This is a genomic window from Alterluteimonas muca, assembly GCF_021191595.1.
GTDB classification, from domain to species: domain Bacteria; phylum Pseudomonadota; class Gammaproteobacteria; order Xanthomonadales; family Xanthomonadaceae; genus Luteimonas; species Luteimonas muca.
This window is the reverse complement of the sequence record NZ_JAIWPS010000007.1, coordinates 128,559-153,073: the sequence shown is the minus strand read 5'-3', so window position 1 is coordinate 153,073 and position 24,515 is coordinate 128,559. Positions and strand designations below refer to the sequence as shown.

Annotated in this window: 23 protein-coding genes; 10 read left to right on the top strand and 13 right to left on the bottom strand. The window is 69.2% G+C overall.

Features of this window, described 5'->3' with window-relative positions; all coding sequences use genetic code 11:
* Positions 1–47: 47 nt before the first annotated feature.
* The 3 genes from cls to LDO11_RS10785 all read left to right on the top strand — a co-directional run bounded on the left by cls (position 48) and on the right by LDO11_RS10785 (position 2,635).
* Positions 48–1,496, top strand: a complete 1,449-nt coding sequence (cls, locus tag LDO11_RS10795) for a cardiolipin synthase (protein WP_232141543.1) — start codon at positions 48–50, stop codon at positions 1,494–1,496.
* A 107-nt stretch (positions 1,497–1,603) separates the two neighbouring features.
* On the top strand, positions 1,604–1,876 hold the full coding sequence (locus LDO11_RS10790) for a hypothetical protein (protein WP_232141542.1): 273 nt from the start codon (positions 1,604–1,606) through the stop codon (positions 1,874–1,876).
* A 15-nt stretch (positions 1,877–1,891) separates the two neighbouring features.
* On the top strand, positions 1,892–2,635 hold the full coding sequence (locus tag LDO11_RS10785) for a pyridoxine 5'-phosphate synthase (RefSeq protein ID WP_232141541.1): 744 nt from the start codon (positions 1,892–1,894) through the stop codon (positions 2,633–2,635).
* A gap of 100 nt (positions 2,636–2,735) precedes the next feature.
* On the opposite strand, the gene LDO11_RS10780 is transcribed toward LDO11_RS10785, so the two are convergent.
* The 10 genes from LDO11_RS10780 to dnaA form a co-directional block, all read right to left on the bottom strand.
* Complete coding sequence (locus LDO11_RS10780; protein WP_129134607.1) at positions 2,736–3,149, bottom strand: ExbD/TolR family protein; 414 nt, start codon at positions 3,147–3,149, stop codon at positions 2,736–2,738.
* Between the two features lie 12 nt (positions 3,150–3,161).
* Positions 3,162–3,581, bottom strand: coding sequence for an ExbD/TolR family protein (locus LDO11_RS10775; RefSeq protein ID WP_129134606.1), 420 nt, complete (start codon positions 3,579–3,581; stop codon positions 3,162–3,164).
* Positions 3,582–3,611: 30 nt separating this feature from the next.
* Positions 3,612–4,370 (bottom strand): MotA/TolQ/ExbB proton channel family protein, encoded by a 759-nt coding sequence (locus LDO11_RS10770; protein WP_232141540.1) that lies wholly within the window; start codon positions 4,368–4,370, stop codon positions 3,612–3,614.
* Between the two features lie 77 nt (positions 4,371–4,447).
* Positions 4,448–5,110 carry an energy transducer TonB gene (locus tag LDO11_RS10765; RefSeq protein ID WP_232141539.1) on the bottom strand — a complete coding sequence of 221 codons (663 nt, stop codon included), beginning with the start codon at positions 5,108–5,110 and terminating at the stop codon, positions 4,448–4,450.
* A 162-nt stretch (positions 5,111–5,272) separates the two neighbouring features.
* Entirely contained in the window at positions 5,273–6,469 is a 1,197-nt protein-coding gene (locus LDO11_RS10760) for a tetratricopeptide repeat protein (protein WP_232141538.1), read from the bottom strand.
* A 76-nt stretch (positions 6,470–6,545) separates the two neighbouring features.
* Positions 6,546–7,355 carry a M48 family metallopeptidase gene (locus LDO11_RS10755; RefSeq protein WP_232141537.1) on the bottom strand — a complete coding sequence of 270 codons (810 nt, stop codon included), beginning with the start codon at positions 7,353–7,355 and terminating at the stop codon, positions 6,546–6,548.
* Between the two features lie 163 nt (positions 7,356–7,518).
* Entirely contained in the window at positions 7,519–9,966 is a 2,448-nt protein-coding gene (gene gyrB, locus LDO11_RS10750; RefSeq protein WP_232141536.1) for a DNA topoisomerase (ATP-hydrolyzing) subunit B, read from the bottom strand.
* A gap of 79 nt (positions 9,967–10,045) precedes the next feature.
* A complete protein-coding gene (gene recF / locus LDO11_RS10745; RefSeq protein ID WP_129134600.1) occupies positions 10,046–11,176 on the bottom strand; it encodes a DNA replication/repair protein RecF in 1,131 nt (376 codons plus the stop codon).
* Between the two features lie 133 nt (positions 11,177–11,309).
* Positions 11,310–12,410, bottom strand: a complete 1,101-nt coding sequence (gene dnaN, locus LDO11_RS10740; protein WP_129134599.1) for a DNA polymerase III subunit beta — start codon at positions 12,408–12,410, stop codon at positions 11,310–11,312.
* 244 nt (positions 12,411–12,654) lie between these two features.
* Positions 12,655–13,983 carry a chromosomal replication initiator protein DnaA gene (gene dnaA, locus LDO11_RS10735; RefSeq protein ID WP_129134598.1) on the bottom strand — a complete coding sequence of 443 codons (1,329 nt, stop codon included), beginning with the start codon at positions 13,981–13,983 and terminating at the stop codon, positions 12,655–12,657.
* Between the two features lie 222 nt (positions 13,984–14,205).
* Between dnaA and rpmH the strand changes: the two genes are divergently transcribed.
* The 5 genes from rpmH (at position 14,206) to LDO11_RS10710 (ending at position 19,157) form a co-directional block, all read left to right on the top strand.
* A complete protein-coding gene (rpmH, locus tag LDO11_RS10730) occupies positions 14,206–14,346 on the top strand; it encodes a 50S ribosomal protein L34 (RefSeq protein ID WP_027070414.1) in 141 nt (46 codons plus the stop codon).
* A 53-nt stretch (positions 14,347–14,399) separates the two neighbouring features.
* Positions 14,400–14,825, top strand: coding sequence for a ribonuclease P protein component (gene rnpA, locus LDO11_RS10725; protein WP_232141535.1), 426 nt, complete (start codon positions 14,400–14,402; stop codon positions 14,823–14,825).
* 13 nt (positions 14,826–14,838) lie between these two features.
* Positions 14,839–16,566 (top strand): membrane protein insertase YidC, encoded by a 1,728-nt coding sequence (gene yidC, locus LDO11_RS10720; protein WP_232141534.1) that lies wholly within the window; start codon positions 14,839–14,841, stop codon positions 16,564–16,566.
* Positions 16,567–16,638: 72 nt separating this feature from the next.
* Positions 16,639–17,976 (top strand): tRNA uridine-5-carboxymethylaminomethyl(34) synthesis GTPase MnmE, encoded by a 1,338-nt coding sequence (mnmE, locus tag LDO11_RS10715; RefSeq protein ID WP_232141533.1) that lies wholly within the window; start codon positions 16,639–16,641, stop codon positions 17,974–17,976.
* Positions 17,977–18,137: 161 nt separating this feature from the next.
* A complete protein-coding gene (locus tag LDO11_RS10710; RefSeq protein ID WP_232141532.1) occupies positions 18,138–19,157 on the top strand; it encodes an energy transducer TonB in 1,020 nt (339 codons plus the stop codon).
* 510 nt (positions 19,158–19,667) lie between these two features.
* Here the strand turns inward: LDO11_RS10710 and LDO11_RS10705 are convergent.
* Genes LDO11_RS10705 through LDO11_RS10695 form a run of 3 tightly spaced genes read right to left on the bottom strand, consistent with a single transcriptional unit; the run spans position 19,668 to position 21,575 of the window.
* Positions 19,668–20,201: a DUF924 family protein gene (locus LDO11_RS10705; RefSeq protein ID WP_232141531.1), complete on the bottom strand. Its 534-nt coding sequence runs from the start codon at positions 20,199–20,201 to the stop codon at positions 19,668–19,670.
* Positions 20,198–20,779: a DUF411 domain-containing protein gene (locus tag LDO11_RS10700; protein ID WP_232141530.1), complete on the bottom strand. Its 582-nt coding sequence runs from the start codon at positions 20,777–20,779 to the stop codon at positions 20,198–20,200. The genes LDO11_RS10705 and LDO11_RS10700 overlap by 4 nt, the downstream gene beginning before the upstream one ends.
* 19 nt (positions 20,780–20,798) lie before the next feature.
* Positions 20,799–21,575 carry an AMP nucleosidase gene (locus LDO11_RS10695; protein ID WP_232141529.1) on the bottom strand — a complete coding sequence of 259 codons (777 nt, stop codon included), beginning with the start codon at positions 21,573–21,575 and terminating at the stop codon, positions 20,799–20,801.
* Between the two features lie 155 nt (positions 21,576–21,730).
* On the opposite strand from LDO11_RS10695, the gene LDO11_RS10690 reads away from it, so the two are divergent.
* Together LDO11_RS10690 and LDO11_RS10685 are read left to right on the top strand one after the other, a co-directional pair.
* The gene (locus LDO11_RS10690) at positions 21,731–23,155 is read left to right on the top strand and encodes an amidohydrolase (RefSeq protein ID WP_232141528.1); all 1,425 of its coding nucleotides are present in this window, start codon (positions 21,731–21,733) and stop codon (positions 23,153–23,155) included.
* Positions 23,152–24,444: an amidohydrolase family protein gene (locus tag LDO11_RS10685; RefSeq protein WP_232141527.1), complete on the top strand. Its 1,293-nt coding sequence runs from the start codon at positions 23,152–23,154 to the stop codon at positions 24,442–24,444. Before LDO11_RS10690 ends, LDO11_RS10685 begins: the two co-directional genes overlap by 4 nt.
* Positions 24,445–24,515 lie beyond the last annotated feature (71 nt).

Genomic DNA, 24,515 nt, shown 5'->3' with positions numbered 1-24,515 from the left:
GCACACCCGCAAGCCGCTATCGTGTTGCCGCCCCCAAGGAGTTCACGATGCCCGACGCGATCGCGCCGCTTGCCGATACCGTTACCGCTTCACTGGACCTCACCACGCTGCTCGCGCTCGGCTGGCTGCTGTACCTGGTCGTGCTTGGCGGCTGGATCGTGCTGCAGAAGCGCGAGCCGGTCGCGACGCTGAGCTGGCTGCTCGGCCTGGCGCTGCTGCCGTACGTGGGATTCCTCATCTATCACGTGTTCGGGCCGCAGAAGATCAAGCGGCACCGCTTGCGCCGCGCCAACAGCCGCAGCCAGCTCGATGCCAGCCGCGACGCCTTTGGCAGGCATGCCGATGCGCGCGAGCTGGCGCGGCTCGGCCAGGCGGCGAGTGGCCTGGCGCCGTCGGTGGCGCGGGAGGTGCGGTTGCTGGTCGACGGCGGCGAGAAGTACGAAGCGCTGTTGAAGGACATCCGCGCCGCGCGCCAGCACGTGCACCTGGAGTACTACATCTATCATTGCGATGCGATCGGTACCGCACTGTGCGAGGCGCTGACCGAACGCGCGCGCGCAGGCGTGCGCGTGCGCCTGCTGGTCGATGCCGTGGGTGCCGCACGCGCCCGGCGCATGTTCCGCTCGTTGCTGGATGCCGGCGGCGAGATCGCCTGGTTCCATCCGGCGCGCTTCGGGCGCATCTGGGAGCGGCCGTGGATCAACCTGCGCACCCACCGCAAGATCGTGGTGATCGATGGCCGCATCGCCTACACCGGCGGCATCAACATCAGCGACGAACAGGACAACCGCAGCCGCGACGATGCCTTCCGCGACCTGCACGTGCGGCTCGAGGGCGACGTGGTGCGTCCGCTGCAACGGGTGTTCACCGAAGACTGGATCTATGCCAGTGGCCAGCGCGACTGCCTGAAGGCGATCGCCGACGAGACCCCGCAGGCCGACCCGCCCGGCGACATCGCCTCGCAGGTGGTGGTGTCGGGGCCGGATTCGGACTGGGAAGCCATCCACCGCGTGCAGGTGGGCGCGATCCACGCGGCGCACCGGCGGGTGTGGCTGGCCACGCCGTACTTCGTGCCCGGCGAAGCCGCGCGGATGGCACTGACCTCGGCGGCGCTCGCGGGCCTCGATGTTCGCGTGCTGCTGCCCAAGCGCAGCGATTCGGCGCTGGTCACCCATGCGGCGCGTTCCTACTTCGACGAACTCATCGCCGCCGGCGTGCATATCCACGAATACGGGCCGCGCATGCTGCACACCAAGGCGCTGCTCATCGACGATGCGATCTCGATCTTCGGAAGCGCCAACTTCGACCACCGCAGCTTCCGCCTCAACTTCGAGGTCGCGGTGATGTTCGACGACCGCGACGTCGCTGCCCGGCTCGAGCAGCATCTGCAGGGTGAGTTCGCCGACGCGCCCGAAGTGGAGCCGGTCGCCAGCCGCCCGTTGTTCACCTATCGGCTGCCGGAAGCGATGGCCAGGCTGCTGTCGCCGTTGCTGTGAGTTGCCACCCGGCATTCGGGACGGGCGGTGCCGTGGCGTTCGCGAGCGGCGACCGCCGCGCCACGCAGCGGGTAGACTTCACCGGACGAGGCTCAAGGAGAGCGCCCATGCCCTGGCTGTTCCTGTTGCTGGCGATCGCGGCATTCGCCATCGCGATGTCGACCACCTCGATGGCCCTGGCCATCCTCTGCGTGCTGGCCGCGCTGGCGTTCCTGGTGATCTGGGTGCTCTCGCTGCTGGCACAGCGCGTGGGAACCCGCAGCCGCGACGACACCATGATGATCGACCCGCAGGAACTGCGGCGCTTGCGCGAGGAGGCCGAGGCGCGCCGCGCCGCCGCCGCCGCCGCCACGCTTGGCGACCGTGACACCGCACGCTGAGCACGCACGCAACGCATGACCCGGCTCAGCGTCAACCTCAACAAGGTCGCCCTGTTGCGCAATTCGCGCGGTGGTGGCGAACCGGATGTCGTGCGTGCGGCAAGCGTCTGCCTGGAGGCCGGCGCGCACGGACTCACCGTCCATCCGCGCCCCGACGCACGCCACGCACGCACCGATGACGTCATCGCATTGGCGACGCTGTGCCGGCAGCGCGGCGTCGAGTTCAACCTCGAAGGCAACCCGTTCGCCGGAGCACGCGAGGGCTATCCGGGTTTTGTTGCGCTGTGCGAACTGGCGCGACCCGACCAGGCGACGCTGGTGCCCGATGACGACGGCCAGCTGACCTCGGACCACGGCTTCGACTTCGGCCGTGATGCCGCGCGCCTGCGCGCACCGGTGGCCGCGCTGCAGGCGCTGGGGTGCAGGGTCAGCCTGTTCGCGGATGCCGGCGCCGACGTGGAACAGGCGGCCGCGATCGGCGTGCAGCGTATCGAGCTCTACACCGGCCCCTACGCCGAGGGCCACGCGCGCGGCGATACCGCGACGCTGGCTCCCTTCTTCGACACCGCCCGCCGTGCCCGCGATGCCGGGCTCGGCGTCAATGCCGGTCACGACCTCAACCAGGACAACCTCGGCCCGTTCCTTGCCGCCGTGCCCGGCGTGCTGGAAGTCTCGATCGGCCATGCGCTGATCGGCGAAGCGCTCTACGACGGGCTGGCCGCCACCGTCGCCCGCTACGTGCGCATCGTCGGCGGCTGATCAGCCCGGCACGCAGGCAAAAAAACGCCGCCCGGAGGCGGCGTTCAAAGGTAAGCGGCTGGCCGGCGCGCTGCAGGCGACGACCGGCCAGGTCCTGCGATTACTTCTTGATGAAACCGATCTTGAGCATCTGTGCGTTCTTCGCCTCGGCCAGGACCTTGGCGAGCACGCCGTAGTCCGAGTCCTGGCTGGCGTCGATCTCCAGCGTCGGCTGGTTGGCCGGATCACGCTGCACTTCCGCTTCCATCATGTTGCGCAACGCGGTCACCGGCACCGGGCTGTCGTTCCAGAACACCTGGTTCGAGTTGTCGATGCGCAGACGGACGGGCTCCGGCGGCTCCACCGGGTTGTCCGGCGGCGTCGTCGAACGCTGCGGCAGGTCGATGTCGATCGGGTACTGCGTCTTCAGGGCGGTCACCATGAAGATGATCAGCAGCACCAGCATCACGTCCGCAAGCGGAATGATGTTGATCTCGGCCATGGGGCCGTCGCCGTCACCACTACTGAATGCCATGGGTGCTCTTCCTCAATTGCTTTCGACGGTCGATACGAAGCCAACCTTGCGCATGCCCTGGGACTGCGCGATGGTCACCACTTCGTTGACGATCCGGTACTTCGTGGTGCGGTCGGCACGGAGGTTGATCGGCGGCTGCGGGGTCTTCTGTGCCTCCACCGACAGCGCGCTCTCCAGCTGGGCCAGAGACACGGGCTGATCGTTGATGAACACGTTGCCCTGGTCCGTCACCGCGATGGTGATCGGCGGAGCAGGACCCGCCTCCGGCCGTTCGAGCAGATCGGCTTCGGGCAGGTCCACCTGGACGCGGTGGGTCATCAGTGGTGCCGTCACCATGAAGATGATCAGCAGCACCAGCATCACGTCGACCAGCGGGACGACGTTGATGGCCGCCATCGGCTTGCCGCCGCCCTCATTGGAACTGAAAGCCATATCCGGACTCCGTCAATACGTCGACGAGATTCAGCGCTGGGCCGGCGGCGCATCGCCCACGCGGGCACCGGTGGCGAAGAAGTCGTGCAGGTCGTGCGCGAACGTGTCGAGCTTGTTGTTGGTGATGCGGTTGGAGCGGGTGAAGAAGTTGAAGCCCAGCACCGCCGGGATCGCAACACCCAGACCGATCGCGGTCATGATCAGCGCCTCGCCGACCGGACCGGCCACGGAACCCATGTCGGCCTGGCCGCTGGCACCGATGCGGATCAGGGCGCGGTAGATGCCCCACACCGTACCGAGCAGACCGACGAACGGAGCGGTCGAACCCACGGTGGCGAGCACGGTCAGGCCGGACTCGAGACGCAGCGACTCGCGGATCACGGCCTGGCGCAGGGCGCGGTCGACGAACTCGGAGCGGTTGAGCGACTCGACCAGACGCGAGCCTTCATGACGCTGGTGGTGGGCCGCTGCCTGTGCGGCGTCGAGCGCGACCTTGGAGAAGGGCTCGCTGGCCGGCTGCTCTTCCATGTAGCGGATGGCGTCCTGGGCGTTCGGGGTTTCCCAGAACGTGGTCACGACGCGATCGGCCGATGCGCGCAGGCGCATGTTCTTGATGAAGTTGAAGATGATCCAGTAGATCGACATGGCCGACATGGCGATCAGGACGATCAGCACCGTCCAGTTCACCGCATCCATGTGCTGGAGCATGTCCGCGAAGCCCATCTGGCTCATTGCCGCGGCGTTGTCGGTGGCTCCGGTGACAGGGGCGTTGGTGGATTCCTGCAGCATGACGCTTACCTTTGAATGATGAAGATTGGAGTTATGGATGGTGCGGTATGGAACGGGTGTTGCGACCCGCGGAGGCGTCAGCCGCCGAGGTTGAAATCGACCGGTACGCGGACCCGGCCAGCGGCAGGCTTGCCGTTGGCGGTCGCGGCATTGAAGCGCCAGCCACGTGCGGCCTGCATCGCGGCACGGTCCAGGTCGCGGTTGCGGCTGGAGGTCTCGACGCTGACGTTGGTGACGTTGCCGTTGGCGTCGACGTCGATGATCAGGATCACCGTACCCTCGATGCCGGCGCGCATGGCGGCGGGCGGGTACTTCGGCGGGTTCATGTTCTTCGACGAGATATCGACGCTGGCGCCGATATCGGCCACCGGGGCCGGAGGCGCGGGCGGGGCCGGCGGCGGGGCAGGCGTGTCGACCGGCGACGGCTCGTCGAACACGACCGGCGGATCTTCCGGCGGCGGCGGCACCGGAGTCGGGCGCGGCGGCGACAGCTCCTTGATGGGCTGCGGCTTCGGCGGTTCCGGCGGCGGCGGCGGCGGCGGGGGTGGCGGCGGCGGCGGTTCGATGATGACCACCTGGGTCACCTCTTCCTCCTCGGGTCCCGCGCCCGGCGGATTGACCGGCGCCATCAGCAACATGATCGCGGCCGCATGGACTGCGATCACCATCGTGAAGCCAGCGATACGCGCCCAGTTGAGGCCTTCGTCTTCGCGCGGTTGGTTATGCAAGCGTTGCGTCATGCGGGGGGAACTCAAGTCTGGCTGGACGCCGGGGCGCCCCTAGTCGGTGGCTTTGGAGCGCGTCTTCACCGTGTGCAGACGCGAATTCCCAAGTCTATAACAGAAAGAATCCTCGCCACCACCGCACGGAAAACGTTTTTTCAGTGCGTCGATGGCGTGCCGTCAGCGCGCCAGCAGCTTGCGCGCCTCGTCGGGGTTGCGGACTCCCTTGTCCAGCGCCTGCTGCGCCGCCTGCTTGGCTTCCGGGATGCGGTCCTCGTTGAAGAGGATGCGTGCCAGGTTGAGATAGGTCTCGCCGTTCTCGGCCAGTGGCGCGGCCTTCTGGTAGGCGTCGATGGCCGGCGCCACCTGCTCGGAGAAGTAGTACGCCTGACCGAGCGCGAGGTAGGTCTGGTGGTTGCCCTCCAGCACGCCCTTCTCGAGGCCCTCGTTGATGACCTCGATGGCCTTGGGCTCACCGCCCTCGGTGTTGAGGTGCAGCGCGAACAGGTTGCGGTACTCGCGGTCCTCGGTCAGCTGACCTTCGGCGCGCAGGCGTTCCATGATCGCGATCGCTTCGGCGCTGTTGTCGGCCTGGATATGCATCGACGCGAGGTTGAGCTGGGAGCGCTTGTCGCCCGGCGACGCCGCGGCGATCTGCTCGGCGAGGCGGGTGGCCTCGGCGGTGTTCTCGGTGTCGAGATAGGCCGCCATCAGCGCCTGGGTCCAGCCCATGTTCGGGGTCTCGGCAGCGTCGATGGCCTGGCGCAGCACCGGGATCGCATCCTGCGGGCGGCCGGCCTGGACGAGGATCTGCCCCTTGAGCGCGAGGTCGTCGGCCTTGCTGCTCTGGCTGCCTTCCAGGTAACGGTCGAGGGTGGCCAGCGCCTGCTCGTACTCCTCGTCCTGTGCCTGCAGCTGCGCCAGCATCATCATCGACTGGAAGTGCGCGTTGTTGTCGAGCGCATCGAGTTCCACCGCCTGCACGAGGTAGGTCTTGGCCGCGGCCAGGTCATCGTCGTTGTAGGCGGCGTTGGCTGCCAGTTGCGCGGCATAGGCCTTGTCGTAGTTGTTGGCGCGCGCGTTGGCGATCACCTCGTCGGCGATCTGCCGCACCTGCGCGTTGTCTTCCTTGTCGAGCGCGGTGCCGAGCTTGTTGAGCTGGCCACCCATGCGCTGCGAGGCACGCTCGGTCGGTGCCGTGCGGGTCGACTCCGGATAGAGCTCCTGCGGGCGATTGCTGCGCGACGCGCGTTCGCGCTGGCACTGCTGTTCGTCGGCCTGGATGCCGGACGTCGTCGTGGCATTCACGGTGCCGGTGCCGAGGACGGCGGCAACCGCGAGCGCGATCAGGGCCGGTGCGTGGGTAGTGGCTTTCATGCAATCACCTGTAGCGTTGACATTGGGCACCGGGCCGGTGCGTTGGTTGCGCTGGATTCGATCTGCCAACGTCCTGTCAGCCACACCTGGGTTGGCGACCCGCCGACCGCGCCTGCTGCCAGGTCGGCACCAGGCCCTGGGCGCGGGACTGGAGTTCGCCGATCCGGCTCTGCGGATCCGGGTGGGTCGACAGCCACGTCGCGGGACGGTTGCCACCGCTCGCCGCGATCATGTTCTGCCAGAGGTTGACCGCGGCCCGCGGATCGAAACCCGCCGACGCCATCAGTTGCTGGCCGACCACGTCGGCCTCGCTTTCCTGCTCCCGCGAACCGGGCAGCAGGAACCCCGCCTGGGCGGCAATACTGCCACCTTGCACCGCTGCATTGCCAACCCCCTCGCCATAGCGCGAGCCGAGCACGGCACCGACGACCTGCAACGCGCCGCTCGCGCCGGCCTGCCGGGTAATGCGTTCGTCGTGGTGGCGGGCGATGACGTGGCCGATTTCGTGGGCGATCACCGCGGCCAGCTGGTCCTGGTTCTGCGCGACCTTGAAGATGCCGGTGTACACGCCGACCTTGCCGCCCGGCAGCGCGAACGCGTTCGGATTGTCGTCCACGAATACCGCCGATTCCCAGCGGATGCGCTGCTCGTTGGCCGGCAGCTGCTGCACGATGGCGTTGACCACGCAGCTGACGTAAGCGTTCTGGCGGGCATCGCCCGACACCTGCTGCTGGGTCTTCATCTGCACGAACGACTGCTCGCCGAGCTGGTCGAGCTGGGCCTGGGAAACGGCGCCCACGTACTGGGTGCGCCCGGTCGGCGACACCGTGGTCGCGCAAGCGGTCACAAGCGCGGCCGCGGCCAGCGCTGTCAGGATCGGCTTCATGCGTCGGGAGTTCCGCAGGGAGAGGATTCGACTTGTAATCGGGCGGGGCTTAACGATGCGTCAAGCCCGGTTCCAGCCGGACGCGGACGTGATATCGCCGGATCCGGCAAACATTGCCGCCGGATCCGGCAAACATTGCCGCCGGATCCTGCATCGAGCCGACTCAGACGTCGAGGTTGGAGACCTTGAGCGCGTTGTCCTCGATGAACTCCCGGCGCGGTTCGACCACATCGCCCATCAGCGTGCTGAAGATCTGGTCGGCGGCCACCGCGTCCTCGACGCGCACCTGCAGCAGGCGGCGCGAATCCGGATTGACCGTGGTTTCCCACAGCTGCTCGGGGTTCATTTCGCCCAGACCCTTGAAGCGCTGGATCTGGCGCCCCCTCTTGGCCTCCTCGAGCAGCCAGGCCTGCGCCTCGGCGAAGCTCGCAACCGGCTGCTGGCGGCTGCCACGCACGATCATCGCGCCATCGCGGACCAGCCCATGCAGCAGCTCGGCCGCCTCGCGCACCGCGCGCAGTTCACCGCTCTCGAGCGCGGCCAGCGGCAGCACCTGCTGCAGTTCCACGCCCATGTGCCTGCGGGTGGACAGCAACGCCGCAGGCCGGCCGTCGGCATCGGCCTGCAGGGTGAGCCGATAGACCGGACGGCCGAGGCCACCCCGGTTGAGGCGCGCCTCGAGGGCATCGAGCTCATGGCGCTCGTCGATATTGGCGCGCAGGCGCTCCGGATCCACCGGGGTGAAGTCGATCAGCGCCTCGATCAGCGCCGGGTCGTAACGGTGCGCGTTGCGGGCGATGGCGTCGCGGGCGCGGGCGTACGACAGCAGCAGCTTCTCCAGATGCACGCCTTCGATGGCGGGCTCGCCCTCTGCCGGGGTGAGTGCCGCACCTTCCACCGCATTGCCGGCGAGATACGCATCCAGCGCGGCATCGTCCTTCAGGTACAGGTCGGTCTTGCCCTGCTTGATCTTGTACAGCGGCGGCAGGCCGATGTAGATGTGCCCGCGCTCGATCAGTTCGGGCATCTGCCGGTAGAAGAAGGTCAGCAGCAGGGTGCGGATGTGCGAGCCGTCGACATCGGCGTCGGTCATCACGATGATCTTGTGGTAGCGCAGCTTGTCCGGGTTGTACTCGTCCTTGCCGATGCCGGTGCCCAGCGCGGTGATCAGCGTGCCGACCTCGGCCGAGGCCAGCATGCGGTCGAAGCGCGCGCGCTCGACGTTGAGGATCTTGCCCCTGAGCGGCAGCACCGCCTGGTTCTTGCGGTTGCGGCCCTGCTTGGCCGAGCCGCCGGCCGAGTCGCCCTCGACGATGAAGAGTTCCGACAGCGCCGGATCCTTCTCCTGGCAGTCGGCCAGCTTGCCCGGCAGGCCGGCGATATCGAGCGCGCCCTTGCGGCGGGTGAGGTCGCGCGCCTTGCGCGCCGCCTCGCGGGCACGTGCCGCGTCGATGATCTTGCCCGCGATCACCTTGGCCTCGTTCGGGTGTTCCTGGAGGAACTCCTCCAAACGTGCACCGAACGTGCTCTCAACAGCCGGTCTCACATCCGATGAGACAAGCTTTTCCTTGGTCTGCGATGAAAAGCTCGGGTCTGGCACCTTCACCGACAGCACCGCGATCATGCCCTCGCGCATGTCATCGCCCGACAGCGCCACCTTGGCCTGCCTGGCGATGCCGTTCTGCTCGATGTAATTGGTCAGCGTGCGCGTGAGCGCGGCACGGAAGCCCTGCAGGTGGGTACCGCCGTCCTTCTGCGGGATGTTGTTGGTGAAGCAGTACATCGTTTCCTGGTAGGCATCGGTCCACTGCAGCGCGACTTCCACGCTGATGCCGTTGTGCTCGCCCGAGACCGCGATCACGTGCGGATGCAGCGGGGTCTTGAGCTGCGCCAGATGTTCCACGAACGAGGCGATGCCGCCCTCGTACTCGAAGGTGTCGCGGCGGTCCTCCCGCTCGTCGGCGAGGGTGATGCGCACGCCGGAGTTGAGGAACGACAGCTCGCGCAGGCGGCGCGCCAGGATGTCGTAGTGGAACTCGGTGTCGCTGAAGATCTCCGAGGCCGGCTTGAAACGCAGCAGCGTGCCGCGGCGATCATCGGGACCCAGCTCCTTGAGCGGGTACAACGGCACGCCCAGCGAGTACTCCTGGCGGTGGTGGTGGCCATCGCGCCAGATGTCGAGCCACAGGTGCTCGGACAGCGCATTGACCACGGAGACGCCGACACCGTGCAGGCCGCCGGAGACCTTGTAGCTGTTGTCGTCGAACTTGCCGCCGGCGTGCAGCACGGTGAGGATCACCTCGGCCGCGGATACGCCTTCTTCCTTGTGGATGTCGACCGGGATGCCACGGCCGTTGTCGGACACCGACACCGAGCCGTCGACGTGGATCGTCACCACGATGTCGTCGGCGTGGCCAGCCAGCGCCTCGTCGACCGCGTTGTCGACCACCTCGAACACCATGTGGTGCAGGCCGGTGCCGTCGTGGACGTCGCCGATGTACATGCCCGGCCGCTTGCGCACGGCCTCGAGCCCGCGCAGGACGGTGATCTTGCTGGAGTCGTAGGCGCTGGTGCCACCGGCGGCGGTGGACTCGGGGGTCTGCTCGGTCATGCGTTCCTCTGTGCGGACGCGGCCTGCGCCGGGCCAAGGCGGCCGGAAGGGCAAAGAAGCAGGCTCGACAATCGACGAATCATAGCATTTTGGGGGGTACGGCCGCCCCGGATGCGCCTGGGCCGGCCGGCCCGTCGGGGATCAGGCTGCCCTGTTCCACGTGAAACACTGTCGCCCCGGCCGCGGCCGCACTGGCCAGCGGCTGCAGATCGGTCCCACTGACGAAGACCTGGGCACGGGTGGCGGCCAGAAGCCCCAGCGCACGCTCGCGATGGTGGGCATCGAGTTCGGAGGCGAGGTCGTCCAGCACCACGATCGGCCATTGGCCCTGCCGACCGGCGAGATCCTGTGCCTGCGCCAGCAGGCAGGCGAGCGCCACCAGCTTGGCCTGCCCCCGCGAGAGCGCCTCGCCCTGCGGGGTTGCGGCCACATGCACCCGCCAGTCGGCGCGGTGAGGGCCCACGGTGGTATGACCCGAGAGGCGATCGCGCTCGCGCGAGATCAGCAGTGCATCGCGCAGGCTCAGGTCCGCGCGCTTCCAGCCCGCGACGAACTCCATTCCCGCCGCGCCCAGCGACGGCGCGATCACCGGCACCACGTCGGCCAGCGCCGCCTGCAATGTGTCGACGTATCCGGCACGGAGCCGCGTCATCGTCTCGCCGGCGACGGCCATCTCGTGCTCCCAGCCGTCGAGCTCGGCATCACCGCGCTGCGCCTTGAGCAGGGCGTTGCGCTGGCGCAGTGCACGGGCATAGCGGCGCCAGGCGGGCAGAAACTCATGTTCCACGTGGAACAGGCCCCAATCCAGAAAACGCCGCCGCGGCTCTCCGCCTCCGGCCACCAGCGCGTGGCTGCCGGGCTCGAAACTGACCACCGCCAGCGCGGCGCACAGGTCGCCCAGCTGGTCCACGGATGCGCCGTCCAGACGCCCTTCCCAGCGGTCGCCGCCATGGCGCAGGCCGGCGCGCCGCTCGCGCCCGGCGTCATCCCACTCGACGAATACTTCCACCGCGGCGGCACCGGTGCGGATCAGGCCGTCGCGTACACGGCCACGGAAACTGCGGCCGTAGGCCATCAGGTGGATGGCCTCGAGAACACTGGTCTTCCCGGCACCGTTCGGGCCGATCAGCAGGTTCACCCCCGGCCCCGGCCTGACGTCGACGTCGTGAAGGCGGCGGAAATCGCGGATATGCAGGCGGGTGATGCGCACGGATCGGTGGTACCGGAAGGCGAAAGCCAGAGCAGTGTAGGGCGTCGCGGGGAGGCGGACTTTCCCTGCGAACGCCCGAAACGAAGTACCCGGCCGGAGCCGGGTACTGTTTCACGTGGAACATGGGGTCAGGTCAGAGCCGCAACGGCATCACCACATGCCGCGACTTCTCGCTGCCCGCCTCTCGCACCAGTGCCGAGGAATTGGCATCGCGCAGCTGCAGGATGACCTCCTCGTCGCGCAGGGCGCTGAGCGCGTCCATCAGGTAGTTGACGTTGAACCCGATCGCGAGGTCGTCGACGCTGGTCTGTGCCTCGATCTCTTCCTGCGCCTCTTCCTGCTCGGGGTTGTGCGCGCTGATCCTGAGCTGGCCAGGCGAGACCTCGACGCGGACACCGCGGTACTTCTCGTTGGACAGGATCGCCGCACGCTGCAGCGCCGCGCGCAGCACCTCGCGATCCACCCGCACTTCACGGTCGGCACCGATCGGGATCACCGCGGCGTAATCCGGGAACTTGCCATCGATCAGCTTCGAGGTGAACGTGACATCGTCACGCTTGACCCGCAGGTGGCTGCGGTCCATCTCCAGTTCCAGCGAGCGGTCCCCGCCCTCGAGCAGGCGCTGCAGCTCCTGCACGCCCTTGCGCGGCACGATGATCTGCCGCCGCGTCACCACCGGTGCCTCCAGCTCGGCCTCGCACAGCGCCAGGCGGTGGCCGTCGGTCGCTACGCAACGCAGCCGGCTTTCACCAAGGTCGAACAGCAGCCCGTTGAGGTAGTAGCGCACGTCCTGCTGGGCCATCGCGAACGCGGTGCGTTCGATCAGCTCCTTCAGCGTGGCCTCGGGCACCTGCACCCGCTCGGTGGTCTCCACGTCATCGATCGACGGGAAGTCGTTGGCCGGCAGGCTCGCCAGGGTGAAGCGGCTGCGCCCGGCCTGCACGGTGATCTTGTCGCCGGTCTGCGAGACCGTGACCTTGCTGCCGTCGGGCAGGGCACGGACGATCTCGAACAGCTTGCGTGCCGGGATCGTGGTCTCGCCGTCGACCGCGTCGTCGACCGCGGAGCGCGCAACCATCTCGACCTCGAGGTCGGTACCGGTCAGCGACACCCGCCCGTCCTGCACCTGCACCAGCAGGTTGGCCAGCACGGGCAGGGTCTGCCGGCGCTCGACGACATTGACCACCTGGGCCAGCGGTCGCAGGAATACCTCTCGTTGAAGACTGAATCGCATGCCTGCGCTAACCCCCATGCCCATGTATCAAGGATTGGATAAATATCAAAAGCGGTGGTGATGGTGTCGCCGGAAACGGTGGGCTAGTGCTTCAACCCGTTGAATCCTTTGGAGAAATTGGAACTGTGAAACGGGTGGACAAGTCGCTGCGGATTGGAGACAACCTGTGGACAACTCTGGCACCCCGGATTGGCGGTCGACTTATCCACATGTTGTACCGGTTCCGTGCACCGGCTTCTTCGCGCTACTCGCTGAGCTTGCGCAGCAGCTTGTCCCAGTCCTCGCGCAGCTTGCCGTCGGTCTCCATCAGGGTGCGGATCTGACGGCAGGCATGCAGCACGGTGGTATGGTCGCGCCCCGCGAAGGCGTCGCCGATCTCGGGCAGGCTGTGTTCGGTGAGTTCCTTCGCAAGTGCCATCGCCATCTGGCGGGGGCGGGCCAGCGAACGGGTACGCCGTTTCGACAGCAAGTCCTTGATCTGCAGGCCGTAGTAGTCTGCCACGGTCTTCTGGATGTTGGGGATGCCGACGCTGTGCATCTGCGCGCGCAGCAGGTCGCGCAGGGTCTCCTGGGCAAACTCCTGGGTGATCGCGCGACCGGTGAAGTTGGCACGCGCCGCCAGCGTGTTCAGGGCGCCCTCGAGGTCGCGCACGTTGGAGCGCATCTTCTTGGCGATCAGGAACGCGACGTCCTCCGGGATCTGCGCGCCACGCTCGCGCGCCTTGGACAGCACGATCTGCGCGCGGGTCTCGAAGTCCGGTGGGTCGATCGCCACCGACAGGCCCCACGCCAGCCGCGACTTCAACCGCGGTTCCAGCCCTTCGACCTCACGCGGGAAGCGGTCGCAGGTCATGATGATCTGCTGGCGGCTGTCGAACAGCGCGTTGAAGGTGTGGAAGAACTCCTCCTGGGTGCGGTCCTTGCCGGCGAAGAACTGGATGTCGTCGATCAGCAGCGCGTCCACGCGCTGGAACTGGCGCTTGAAGCCCTCCATCGCCTTTTCCTGCAGCGCCTTCATCATCGCGCTGAAGAACTGCTCGGAGCGCAGGTACAGCACCCGCATCGACGGATTCGCCGCACGCATGGCATTGCCGGCGGCGAACATCAGGTGGGTCTTGCCCAGGCCGGTGCTGCCGTAGAGCAGCAGCGGGTTGTGCGCGCGGTCGCCGGGTTTCTGCGCGGCCTGCAGTGCGGCGGCACGGCCCAGCTGGTTGCTGCGGCCCTCGACGAAGTTCTCGAAGGTGTAATGACTGTCGAGGTTGCCGGCGAACGGTTCGCTGGGCGCCTGCGGCGGCACCACGCTGATGGGCGTGTCGGCCATCGTCTCCGGCGCCGCGCGCGGCAGCGAGCCGATCTCCAGCGAGACCTCGCCGTTGCCGGCGAAATGCGCGAGCAGTTCGCGGATGCGCGCCAGGTAGCGCGAGCGCACCTCGTCGCGGACGAAGGCGTTGGGTGCGTACAGCACCGTCATGTCGTCGCGCCGCGCGGCCTGCAGGGGCTTGAGCCAGGTGTGCACGTCCTCGAGCGGGAATTCGGCTTCGAGGCGTTCGAGACAGCGGGGCCAGACATCCATCGGGTGTTGAACTTTTTTCAGCAGGCGACCTGCGCGCCGCCGCAGGATGGGCAGCGCGCACGATGCGCGGGAGTGGGCCGGCAGACTACCACCGCGCCCCCCCGGAAGCATCCGCGCCGACGGTCCGCGCGCCCTGTTGCGTTGACGTGCGACCGGGGCGCCCGCTAGAATCGCCGGTTCTTTCCGTCGCGAGCATTCGCGACCACATGCACGAGCAACCCCATGGCCACCAAGCGCACCTACCAGCCCAGCAACCTCAAGCGCAAGCGCGACCACGGTTTCCGTGCCCGCATGGCGACCGCCGACGGCCGCAAGATCCTCGCCCGTCGCCGCGCCAAGGGCCGCAAGCGCCTCAGCGCCTGATGCCGGCCGCGGCCGCGCACCCTCGAGGTGCCGGTCGCGCCGCAGTCGTTCCGATGACAGCCGCCCGCTTCCCCAAGCAGGCGCGCGTTCGTGCGCGCGCGGAATTCGACCGCGTCTTCCAGCACGGGCGGCGAACGGCCTCCCCGATGATGGCCCTGCACCGGCTCGCCGATGACGGCCCGGTGCGTCTCGGGCTGGCGGTCTCGCGCAAGGTGGATCCGACCGCGGTGGGTCGCAACCGCATCAAGCGGGTGATCCGCGACCAGTTCCGCCGCCTGCAGGGCGAACTCGCCCCGGGCGCCTACGTGCTGGTGGCGCGACCGTCTGCCCGCCAGGCCGACAACAGCGCACTGCGCGACGGTTTCCTGCGCCTGCTGCAGCGTGCCGGCGCGTTGCCCGTCGCCACCCCGGCCGGCACAATGCCCGCCGACGATCCGTCTCCCCTTCCTCCGGACGCGCCGGCTTCCACCGGCCCGTGAGCGTGCCTGCCTGATGAACCAGACCCGTACCTTCCTGATCCTCGCCTGGCTGATGGTGGCGACGCTTTTGTGGATGGCATGGAACCGGGAACAGGTCGCGCCCGTGGCGGGCGCCACGCCGGCCGGCCAGACCACCGCCGCCGTTCCCGGTGCCGCTCCCGGCTCGATCCCGCAGGCGCCCAGCGTGGCGACCCCGTCGGCGCCCGCTGCACCCGGGGTGGTCGGCGCCGCTGCACCCGCCACGGCCGGCACGGTGGCCCCCGTCACCATCACCAGCGATGTCCTGCGCCTGACCCTGGAGCGCGGCAACGTGGTGTCGGCGGAGCTGCTGCAGTACCCGCAGACCCGCGAGGCCGGCAGCCCGCCGGTCACCCTGCTCGACCCGGATCCCTCGCGCTTCTACGCCGCCCAGGTCGGCTGGGTCAGCAGCACCAGCACCGCGCCCACCCATGAGGCCGAGTTCGTTCCCGAAGGCGGGCGCAACGACTACGTGCTCGACGCCGACGGCGAGAGCGTCAGCGTGCCGTTCGTGTGGACCGGGCCCGACGGCGTCACCGTGCGCCGTACCTACACCGTGCGCCGCGGCACCTATGCCATCGAAGTACGCGACGAGGTGATCAACCGCGGCGCGCAGCCGTGGCAGGGCTTCATCTACCGCCAGCTGGCCAAGGTGCCGCCGGTCACCGCCGGCAACTGGATGAATCCGGATCCGGAGTCCTTCAGCCTCAACGGCGGCGTCTGGCATACCGCGCAGGATGGCTTCGGCCGTCGCAAGTTCGCCGACTTCATCGACGACGGCACCGTCAACCAGCGCGGCACCGGCAGCTGGATCGCGCTGCTGCAGCATCATTTCTTCAGCGCATGGATTCCCGACGGCCAGGACGAGACCACCGTCTCGCTGCACGTCGATGGCACCGGCGCGCGCAGCCCGCATCTCATCCGTGAACTCGGCCCCGGCGTTGCCGTCGGCCCGGGCCAGGCGGTCACCACCAGTGCGCGGCTGTGGGTGGGGCCGAAGCTGGTGGGCCTGATCCGCGCCGAGGACGTGCGCGGGCTCGATCGCGCCGTCGACTATTCGCGCTTCACGGTCATGGCGGTGCTCGGCGAGTGGCTGTTCCGCCTGCTCGACCTGCTGCACGGCCTGTTCAACAACTGGGGCTGGGCGATCGTCGGCCTGGTGGTGCTGGTGAAGCTTGCGCTGTTCCCGCTGTCGCAGGCGCAGTACAAGTCGATGGCCAAGATGCGCAAGTTCCAGCCGCGCATGCAGCAGCTCAAGGAGCGCTATGGCGACGACCGCCAGAAGCTGCAGATGGCGATGATGGAGCTGTACAAGAAGGAGAAGATCAATCCGATCGGCGGCTGCCTGCCGATCCTGCTGCAGATGCCGATCTTCTTCGCCCTGTACTGGGTGCTGCTGGAGTCGGTGGAACTGCGCCATGCGCCATGGATGCTGTGGATCCAGGACCTCACCGCGCGCGATCCGTACTTCATCCTGCCGGTGCTCAACATGGCGGTGATGTGGGCCACCCAGCGCCTGTCGCCGATGACCGGCATGGATCCGATGCAGCAGCGGATCATGACCTTCATGCCACTGGTGTTCGGCGTGATCATGATCTTCTTCCCGGCCGGCCTGGTGCTGTACTGGGTGACCAATGGCGCGCTCGGGCTGCTGCAGCAGTGGCTGCTGATCCGCAAGTACGCCGACGACAAGCCCTCCGGTGGCAAGCCGGCCAAGGCCTGATCGACCACTGAACCCGCCTGATGGCGGGTTCAGTGCGTTGGCAGGTGCAACACGCGCGCGAAGCCTGTGCCGATGACGTCCAGTCCCTCCACGATCGTCGCTATCGCCACCGCACCGGGTGCAGGTGGCATCGGCGTGGTGCGTCTGTCCGGCCCGCAGGTGCGAAACATCGCCGAGGCGATCTGTAGCCGCAGGCTGCGCCCGCGGCACGCCCACCACGTGCGCTTCCATGCCGCCGACGGCCGCGTGATCGACGACGGCCTGGCGCTGTGGTTCCGCGCGCCGGCCAGCTACACCGGCGAGGACGTGGTGGAACTGCAGGCGCATGGCAGCCGGCCGGTGCTGCAGGCGCTGGTCGGGCGCGCACTGGAGCTCGGGGCGCGGCCCGCGCGTGCCGGCGAATTTTCCGAGCGCGCCTACCTCCATGGCCGGCTGGACCTCGCCCAGGCCGAGGCGGTCGCCGACCTCATCGCCGCCGCGGACGTGCGCGCGGCCCGCGCCGCGCGGCGCTCGCTCGACGGCGTGTTCTCGCAGCGGGTCGACGCGCTGGCCGACGCGCTGCTGGCACTGCGCGTGCAGGTGGAAGCGGCGATCGACTTCGCCGACGAACCCATCGACACCCTCGGCGGTGCCGGGTTGCGGCGCGACCTTGCCGCCGCACGTGACACCCTCCAGGCGCTGCTCGCCGCCGCGCGGCGCGGCCGGAAACTGCGCGAAGGCTGGCATGCGGTGATCGTCGGTCCGCCCAATGCGGGCAAGAGTTCGCTGCTGAACGCGCTGGCCGGCAGCGCGCGCGCGATCGTCACAGATATCGCCGGTACCACCCGCGACCTGTTGCGCGAAACCGTACGCGTGGGCGGCATCGAACTCACCCTGGTCGACACGGCCGGCCTGCGCGAGGGCGGCGATGCCATCGAACGCGAGGGCATGCGTCGCGCCCATGACGAGCTGCAGCGTGCCGACCTCGCGCTGGTGGTGGTCGATGCGCGTGATCCCGCCGGCGGACTGGCCGCGGTCGCCGCGTCAGTGGCAGGCGTGCCGCGCCAAGTGGTGCTGCTCAACAAGACCGACCTTGTCGGCCCGGACAGCACGGCCGCGGTCGAGGGCCTGCGGATCTCCGCGCGCACCGGTGACGGCCTGGCGGCGCTGGAAAGCCACCTGGCCACGCTGCTGGAGGCGGATGGCGCAACGGGCGAGGATGCCTTCACGGCGCGCGCGCGGCATGTCGATGCGCTGCTGCGGGTGCAGGCGGACCTGGCGCAGGCGGCCGCGGAGCTCGACGCCGAGCGGCTGGAGCTGGCGGCGGAGGACCTGCGCGTGGCCCACGACGCCCTGGGCGAGATCACCGGGCGGGTGACGCCCGACGATCTCCTCGGGCATATCTTCTCGACGTTCTGCATCGGCAAGTAACGCGGCATCCAGCGGACCAGCCGGCCGGGGAAGGGCCGGGCGCGCGGCTTCCGCGACATCGACGGTTGACAAATCGTCGCGGCTATCGCGTCCTACGCGACGGTGCGTGACGCACTACCAGGGGGGAACACCAGATGTTGGCGACACCGAAGGGGAACACCATGTGGAACCGGCGCCTGATCGCCATGGCATTGGTCTGTGCACTGGCCGCGTGTTCGGGGGATCCGGCACCCGCCGACGACGCGGTGGGGACCGCGCCGGGCGAGCCGGCCGCCGCAGTCAGCCAGGACGCGCCGGCATCGGACGCGGTGGCCACGCTCAGCGTCGACGAACTGCGCGCGGCGGCGTCCAGGGCGTATCAGGAGAGCCGCCTGTACGCGCCGGCCGGCGACAACGCGATCGAGTACTACCTCGCGCTGCGCGAGCGCGAGCCCGGCGACGCCGGCGCCTCGAGCGCGTTGATCGACCTGTTGCCGATGGCGGTGATCGCCACCGAGCAGGCGCGCGACCGCGAGGACTTCGAGGAGGCGCGCCGGCTGCAGGCCCTGATCCAGCGCACCGACGGCAGCCACCCGGCGGTCGGCCGGCTCGGCACCAGCATCGACAATGCACAGGCCGCGAGCGAGCAGCGCATCGCCCAGCAGGCGCTGAGCTCGGAGCGGGAAGCCGAGCGTCGCAAGCAGCTCGAGGCCGAGCGCGCGAAGCAGCAGCAGGAACAGCAGGCACAGGCCGCGCGTGAACTGGCGGCACAGCAGGAAGCCAGCCGCGAAGCCGAACAGCAGGCCGAGCGCGATGCGGCGGCCCGCGAAGCGGCCGAGCGCCAGGCCGCCGAACGCCGTGCGGCCGAGCAGCGCGCCAGCGAGGAACGCGCCGCGCAGCAGCGGGCGGCGTCCGCGGCACCGGCATTCGTGGCGCCGTCGGCGGCCGACCTGCGCGCGATCAGCACGCCGGCCCCGCGTTATCCGCCCGAGGCGCTGCGTGGCGGGCAGTCCGGCGAGGTGCTGGTGGAGTTCACCGTGGCCGCCGACGGCTCGGTCTCCAATGCACGCGTCGTGCGCGCCGACCCGCCGCGGGTGTTCGACCGCGAAGCACTGACCGCGGTGCGCCGCTGGCGCTTCGAGCCGATGGATGCACCGATCACCACGCGGCGCACGATCGGCTTCACCCCCGGCGGCGGCTGATCGCGCCGCGCGTGGATCTTCTCCGTGAAGGGAATGCCCGGCGGCCCGCCACGGCCACAGGGGGATGCCCAGCCGGATATCTCCGCGTCCTGCTCCCACATCCGGCCGCCGGCCATCCATGGCCGGCTCTGGACATCCCCCTGCGTCCGCGGCGGGCCCCAACCTGCCGCCGCGTCGGAACGAAGGTCAGCGACGAAAGCGGTCAGGGCTTCGTGGCTGCCGCCGCAGCCGCTGTGGATCTCCGTGCCGAAGCCCACGATTTGCCTGAGCCCGTCGCGTGCACCGGGGGGTGTGCTCCCAGCCGGCCATGGATGGCCGGCGGCCGGCCGTGGGAGCTGGACGCGGACTCCGGCCGGGGGAGCACACCCCCCTGGGCGCGCGACGGGCAGCGCGGACCATAACGAAGCTCCCCACGCGCACTGACGCACGACCAGTCCAGCAGTTGCCGTCGCTCGAATCCGCGATCCCGAACCCGGACTCCGGAACCCGGAGAACAGCCTCCGCAATTCCTCAGAACCCGCCGCCTGCATCCAGCCAGGCCTGCTCGTCGGCCGGGTTCACCCGCCCCAGTGCGGCGTTGCGATGCGGGAAGCGGCCGAAGCGTTCGATGACGTCCAGGTGCGCCAGCGCATAGCGGTCGTACTCGGCGTTGCCGAGGGTGCGGAACAGCCGCACCGCCTCGTGCTGGTCGGCCAGGACTTCCGAATGCTCGAACGGCAGGTACACGAACGCACGCAGGTCGGCGTCCACCTGCAGGTCCATGCCACGTGCGACCGCACAGCGCGCGTAGTGCAGCGCCAGCCCGTCGGTGGCGAACGCATGCCCGCTGCCGCGGAAGATGTTGCGCGGGATCTGGTCGAGCAGGATCAGCAGCGCCGCCAGGCCCTCTGCCGTGTCCTGCCAGTGCGCATGCTCGCGACGCGCCGCGGCGTGGTGTGCGTCGAGGAAACGCAGGCATTCGCGATCGAATGCCTCGCCGCCGTTGAACCACTTTCCCGCGCCCGCCTCCCACCAGAACGCCACCACCTCGTGAGGGGGGGTCATCGCGTGCTTCCGTCACGCGCCGGGTGATGCGCCCAATCGCTCGTGGTGCCGTCGCTGGCCACGAGCTCCACGGTGAATGCCTGGCGGCGGCCGTCGGGCATCTCCATCCCGGGCGATCCGGCGGGCATGCCGGGTAGCACCAGCCCGCGCGCCTGCGGACGTTCCTGCAACAGCCTGCGGATGTCGGCGACCGGCACATGGCCCTCGATGAGATAGCCATCGATGCGCGCGGTATGGCACGAACCCTTCCCGTACGGCACGCCCAGCTGTTGCTTGATCGGCCCCATGTCATCGGTGTCGACCACCTCCACCGGCACGCCCGCACGGCGCATGTGTTCGATCCACACCACGCAGCAGCCGCAGGACGGGCTCTTGTGCACGGTCATCGCCGGCCACGCGAACGACGCGGCAGCGGTGTCGACCCCGAGGCTGCCCCGATCCTCAGCTGGCGGCGCAGCGGATGGGGCCTCTGCGACGGGTGCTGCGATCATCGCCGCGGGCCGGGCGGGTTCTTCCGCACAGGCGGAAAGCGAGAATGCCGCGAGCGCAGCGGCAAGGGTCAGGGTGTTGTGATTCATCGGCAGGCTCCGTGATGCGCTATTCGTCGAACCGCAGGTGCCGCACCGACTTGCCATGGCGGCGGATCAGCCGCAGCGCCTCGATGCCGACCTGGATGTGGTTCTCCACGTACTCGGCGCTGACCTTGGCATCGCTGGCCTCGGTCTTCACCCCTTCCGGCACCATCGGCTGGTCGGACACCAGCAGCAACGCACCGCACGGGATGCGGTTGGCGAAGCCGGCGGCGAAGATGGTCGCGGTCTCCATGTCGATGGCCATGCAGCGCAGCCGCCGCAGGTAGGCCTTGAACTCGTCGTCGTGTTCCCACACCCGGCGGTTGGTGGTGAACACGGTGCCGGTCCAGTAGTCGTGGCCGAGATCGCGGATGGTGGTGGAGACCGCACGCTGCAGCGCGAACGCAGGCAGCGCCGGCACTTCCGGCGGCAGGTAGTCGTTGCTGGTGCCGTCGCCGCGGATCGCCGCGATCGGCAGGATCAGGTCGCCCAGCTGGTTCTTGCGCTTGAGCCCGCCGCACTTGCCCAGAAACAGCACCGCCTTGGGTGCGATCGCCGACAGCAGGTCCATCATCGTCGCGGCGTTGGGGCTGCCCATGCCGAAGTTGATCATGGTGATGCCGTCGGCGGTGGCGCTGGGCATCGGGCGGTCGGCGCCGACGATCTCGGCACCGGTCAGGCGCGCGAAATGGGCCAGGTAGCCGCCGAAGTTGGTGAGCAGGATGTGCTCGCCGAAGCCGTCCAGTGGCACGCCGGTGTAGCGCGGCAGCCAGTTGTCGACGATCTGGGACTTGTCTTTCATGCCATCTCCTTTTCTGCGCCCCATTCTAGGTTGCGGCGCGGGCGCGCGGCCGGGCGCTTGGACTTCCCCGCGGTGCCCGTCCATGACCAACGTCAGGTTGGCAGCCCCCGCGGCAGGGGATAGCGTTGACGGTTCGACGTCCCGGGGAACCACCGATGCTCAAACCACTGTCCGCGGCGCTGGCCGCGGTGCTCGCGGTCGCGTCCGCGCCCGCCTTCGCCAACGAGGCGCCGCAGGGTGCCGCGCGCTTCGCCCACGATCCCTACCCCAGCACCTATGCGCCGATCGCCAGCGCGCCGGTGCTGATCCGCGGCGCCACCGTGCTGACCGGCACCGGCGAGCGCCTCGACGGCGCCGATGTGCTGCTGGTGGGCGACCGTATCGAGGCGGTCGGCCCGGGCCTGCAGGCCCCCGAGGGCGCGACCGTGGTCGACGGCACCGGCAAGTGGGTCACGCCCGGCCTGGTCGACGTGCACTCGCACCTGGGCGTCTACCCCAGCCCCGGCGTGCGTGCGCACTCGGACGGCAACGAGATGACCAACCCCAACACCGCCGCGGTGTGGGCCGAGCATTCGGTGTGGCCGCAGGATCCGGGCTTTGCCGCCGCGCTGGCCGGTGGCGTGACCTCGCTGCAGATCCTGCCCGGCTCGGCCAACCTGTTCGGTGGCCGCGCGGTGACGCTCAAGAACGTCGCCGGCACCACCATGCAGGACATGAAGTTCCCGGGTGCGCCGCACGGGCTGAAGATGGCCTGCGGCGAGAACCCCAAGCGCGTCTACGGCCAGAAGGGCGGCCCGGCCACGCGCATGGGCAACATGGCCGGCTTCCGCGCCGCCTTCACCGAGGCGGCCGAATACCGCACCCGCAACACCCCGGCCGAAGAGGCGCCGCGCCGCCGTGGCCGCAACAGCGGCAGCGAGAACGGCAACGGCAATGGCGCCGGCAAGCGCGACCTGCGCCTGGACACCCTGGCCGGCGCGCTCAACGGCGACATCCTCGTCCACATCCACTGCTACCGCGCCGACGAGATGGCCAACATGATGCAGCTGGCCAATGAATTCGGCTTCGAGATCGCCGCGTTCCACCACGGCGTCGAGGCCTACAAGCTCGCCGATGACCTCGCCCGCGAAGGCATCTGCGGTGCGCTGTGGGCCGACTGGTGGGGCTTCAAGATGGAGGCCCTCGACGGCATCCAGGAGAACGTGGCGCTGGTGGACCGTCCCGCCAACGGCTGCGCGATCGTGCATTCCGATTCCAGCGAGGGCATCCAGCGCCTCAACCAGGAAGCCGCCAAGGTGATGGCCAGCGCACGCCGCGCCGGCATGGAGATCGCCCCCGAGCGCGCGATCACCTGGGTCACGGCCAACCCCGCCCGTTCGATGGGCATCCTGGATGAAACCGGCACCCTGGAGCCCGGCAAGATGGCCGACGTGGTGGTGTGGAACCGCGACCCGTTCTCGAGCTACGCGCTGGCCGAGCACGTCTATATCGACGGCGCGCGCGTGTACGACCGCAACGACCGCAGCCGCCAGCCGGTGTCCGACTTCATGCTTGGCCAGTCCGCCGGAGGTGCCCGATGAGCCGCCGCGTTCCCGCCCTGCTCGCCGCGGCGCTGTCCGCGGCACTGGCACTGCCCGTCGCCGCGCAGGACCTGCTGATCCGCAACGCCACCGTGCACACCGCCACCGCGCAGGGCACCCTGCACAACACCGACGTGCTGGTGCGCGCTGGCCGCATCGCCGGGGTCGGCAACGGCCTCGCCGCCGGCGGGGCGACCGTGGTCGACGCCGCGGGCAGGCCGCTGACGCCGGCGCTGTTCGGCGGCATCAATGGCCTCGGCATCGAGGAGGTGTCGGGCGAGGAGACCACCAGCGACGGCCGCCTCGCACTGGGCGACGGCGCCAAGGACATGGTGGTGCGGCCCGAATTCGACGTGACCCTGGCCTACAACCCGGATTCGATCCTGCGCCCGGTGGCCACCGCCGAGGGCATCGGCTTCACCCTGCTGGCGGCCGGTGCCACCTCGGGCGGCTCGATCCTCGCCGGCCAGGGCGCCGCCATGCGCCTGGATGGCGGCATCGACCCGGCCGGCCCGCGGGTGCTGTTCCTGCAGCTGGGTGCGCGCGGCGCTGAACTCACCGGCAACTCGCGCGCCGCGCAGTGGATGCTGCTCGACCAGATCATCGACGAGGCGCGCGGGCGCATCCCCGCCGGTTCGCATGTGTCGCTGCTGACGCCGGCGGGCCGCACCGCGCTCACCCGCTACCTCGACGGCAACGGCCGCGTGCTGGTGGCGGTGGACCGCGCCGCCGACATCCGCCAGCTGCTGCGCTGGTCCAAGCGCCACAACCTGCGCATCGCCATCGCCGGCGGCAGCGAGGCCTGGCGCGTGGCCGGCGAACTGGCCGCCGCCAACGTGCCGGTGTTCGTCGATCCGCTCGACAACCTGCCGGCCGGCTTCGACCAGCTGCACGCCTCGCTGGAAAACGCCGCGCGCCTGCAGGCCGCCGGCGTGCAGGTGTCGTTCGCGCAGGCCAGCGACGCCGCCCATAACGCACGCAAGCTGCGCCAGCTGGCCGGCAACGCGGTGGCCAACGGCATGCCCTGGGACGCCGCGCTCGCGGGGCTGACCCGGGTGCCGGCGGAAACCCTGGGCGTGGAAGGCGTGGGCACGATCGCCGTGGGCCAGCGCGCGGACCTGGTGCTGTGGACGGGCGATCCGCTCGACGTCATCCACACCGCCGAGCAGACCTGGTTCGACGGCCGCGCCATCCCGATGCGCTCGCGGCAGACGGAGCTGCGTGATCGCTACATGCAGCAGGAATCGCCGCGCGAGCAGGGTGGGCTGCCGCGCGCCTACGGGCGCTGAAGCGGCGGTCGGATGCGTCTGCCCGCCGTCATCCGCTCCGGGGTGAGGGCGGGGGCGGATGGCACGCCCCG

Bases quoted from the DNA above. Each gene is read 5' to 3' on its own strand.
- dnaN (WP_129134599.1), bottom strand. From the start codon at position 12,410: ATGCGATTCAGTCTTCAACGAGAGGTATTCCTGCGACCGCTGGCCCAG.
- LDO11_RS10705 (WP_232141531.1), bottom strand. From the start codon at position 20,201: ATGACCCCCCCTCACGAGGTGGTGGCGTTCTGGTGGGAGGCGGGCGCG.
- mnmE (WP_232141533.1), top strand. From the start codon at position 16,639: ATGACGTCCAGTCCCTCCACGATCGTCGCTATCGCCACCGCACCGGGT.
- LDO11_RS10780 (WP_129134607.1), bottom strand. From the start codon at position 3,149: ATGGCATTCAGTAGTGGTGACGGCGACGGCCCCATGGCCGAGATCAAC.
- gyrB (WP_232141536.1), bottom strand. From the start codon at position 9,966: ATGACCGAGCAGACCCCCGAGTCCACCGCCGCCGGTGGCACCAGCGCC.
- LDO11_RS10760 (WP_232141538.1), bottom strand. From the start codon at position 6,469: ATGAAAGCCACTACCCACGCACCGGCCCTGATCGCGCTCGCGGTTGCC.
- rnpA (WP_232141535.1), top strand. From the start codon at position 14,400: ATGACAGCCGCCCGCTTCCCCAAGCAGGCGCGCGTTCGTGCGCGCGCG.
- LDO11_RS10695 (WP_232141529.1), bottom strand. From the start codon at position 21,575: ATGAAAGACAAGTCCCAGATCGTCGACAACTGGCTGCCGCGCTACACC.
- LDO11_RS10710 (WP_232141532.1), top strand. From the start codon at position 18,138: ATGTGGAACCGGCGCCTGATCGCCATGGCATTGGTCTGTGCACTGGCC.
- cls (WP_232141543.1), top strand. From the start codon at position 48: ATGCCCGACGCGATCGCGCCGCTTGCCGATACCGTTACCGCTTCACTG.
- LDO11_RS10690 (WP_232141528.1), top strand. From the start codon at position 21,731: ATGCTCAAACCACTGTCCGCGGCGCTGGCCGCGGTGCTCGCGGTCGCG.
- rpmH (WP_027070414.1), top strand. From the start codon at position 14,206: ATGGCCACCAAGCGCACCTACCAGCCCAGCAACCTCAAGCGCAAGCGC.
- dnaA (WP_129134598.1), bottom strand. From the start codon at position 13,983: ATGGATGTCTGGCCCCGCTGTCTCGAACGCCTCGAAGCCGAATTCCCG.
- LDO11_RS10785 (WP_232141541.1), top strand. From the start codon at position 1,892: ATGACCCGGCTCAGCGTCAACCTCAACAAGGTCGCCCTGTTGCGCAAT.
- yidC (WP_232141534.1), top strand. From the start codon at position 14,839: ATGAACCAGACCCGTACCTTCCTGATCCTCGCCTGGCTGATGGTGGCG.
- LDO11_RS10790 (WP_232141542.1), top strand. From the start codon at position 1,604: ATGCCCTGGCTGTTCCTGTTGCTGGCGATCGCGGCATTCGCCATCGCG.
- LDO11_RS10685 (WP_232141527.1), top strand. From the start codon at position 23,152: ATGAGCCGCCGCGTTCCCGCCCTGCTCGCCGCGGCGCTGTCCGCGGCA.
- LDO11_RS10770 (WP_232141540.1), bottom strand. From the start codon at position 4,370: ATGCTGCAGGAATCCACCAACGCCCCTGTCACCGGAGCCACCGACAAC.
- LDO11_RS10700 (WP_232141530.1), bottom strand. From the start codon at position 20,779: ATGAATCACAACACCCTGACCCTTGCCGCTGCGCTCGCGGCATTCTCG.
- LDO11_RS10775 (WP_129134606.1), bottom strand. From the start codon at position 3,581: ATGGCTTTCAGTTCCAATGAGGGCGGCGGCAAGCCGATGGCGGCCATC.
- LDO11_RS10765 (WP_232141539.1), bottom strand. From the start codon at position 5,110: ATGACGCAACGCTTGCATAACCAACCGCGCGAAGACGAAGGCCTCAAC.
- LDO11_RS10755 (WP_232141537.1), bottom strand. From the start codon at position 7,355: ATGAAGCCGATCCTGACAGCGCTGGCCGCGGCCGCGCTTGTGACCGCT.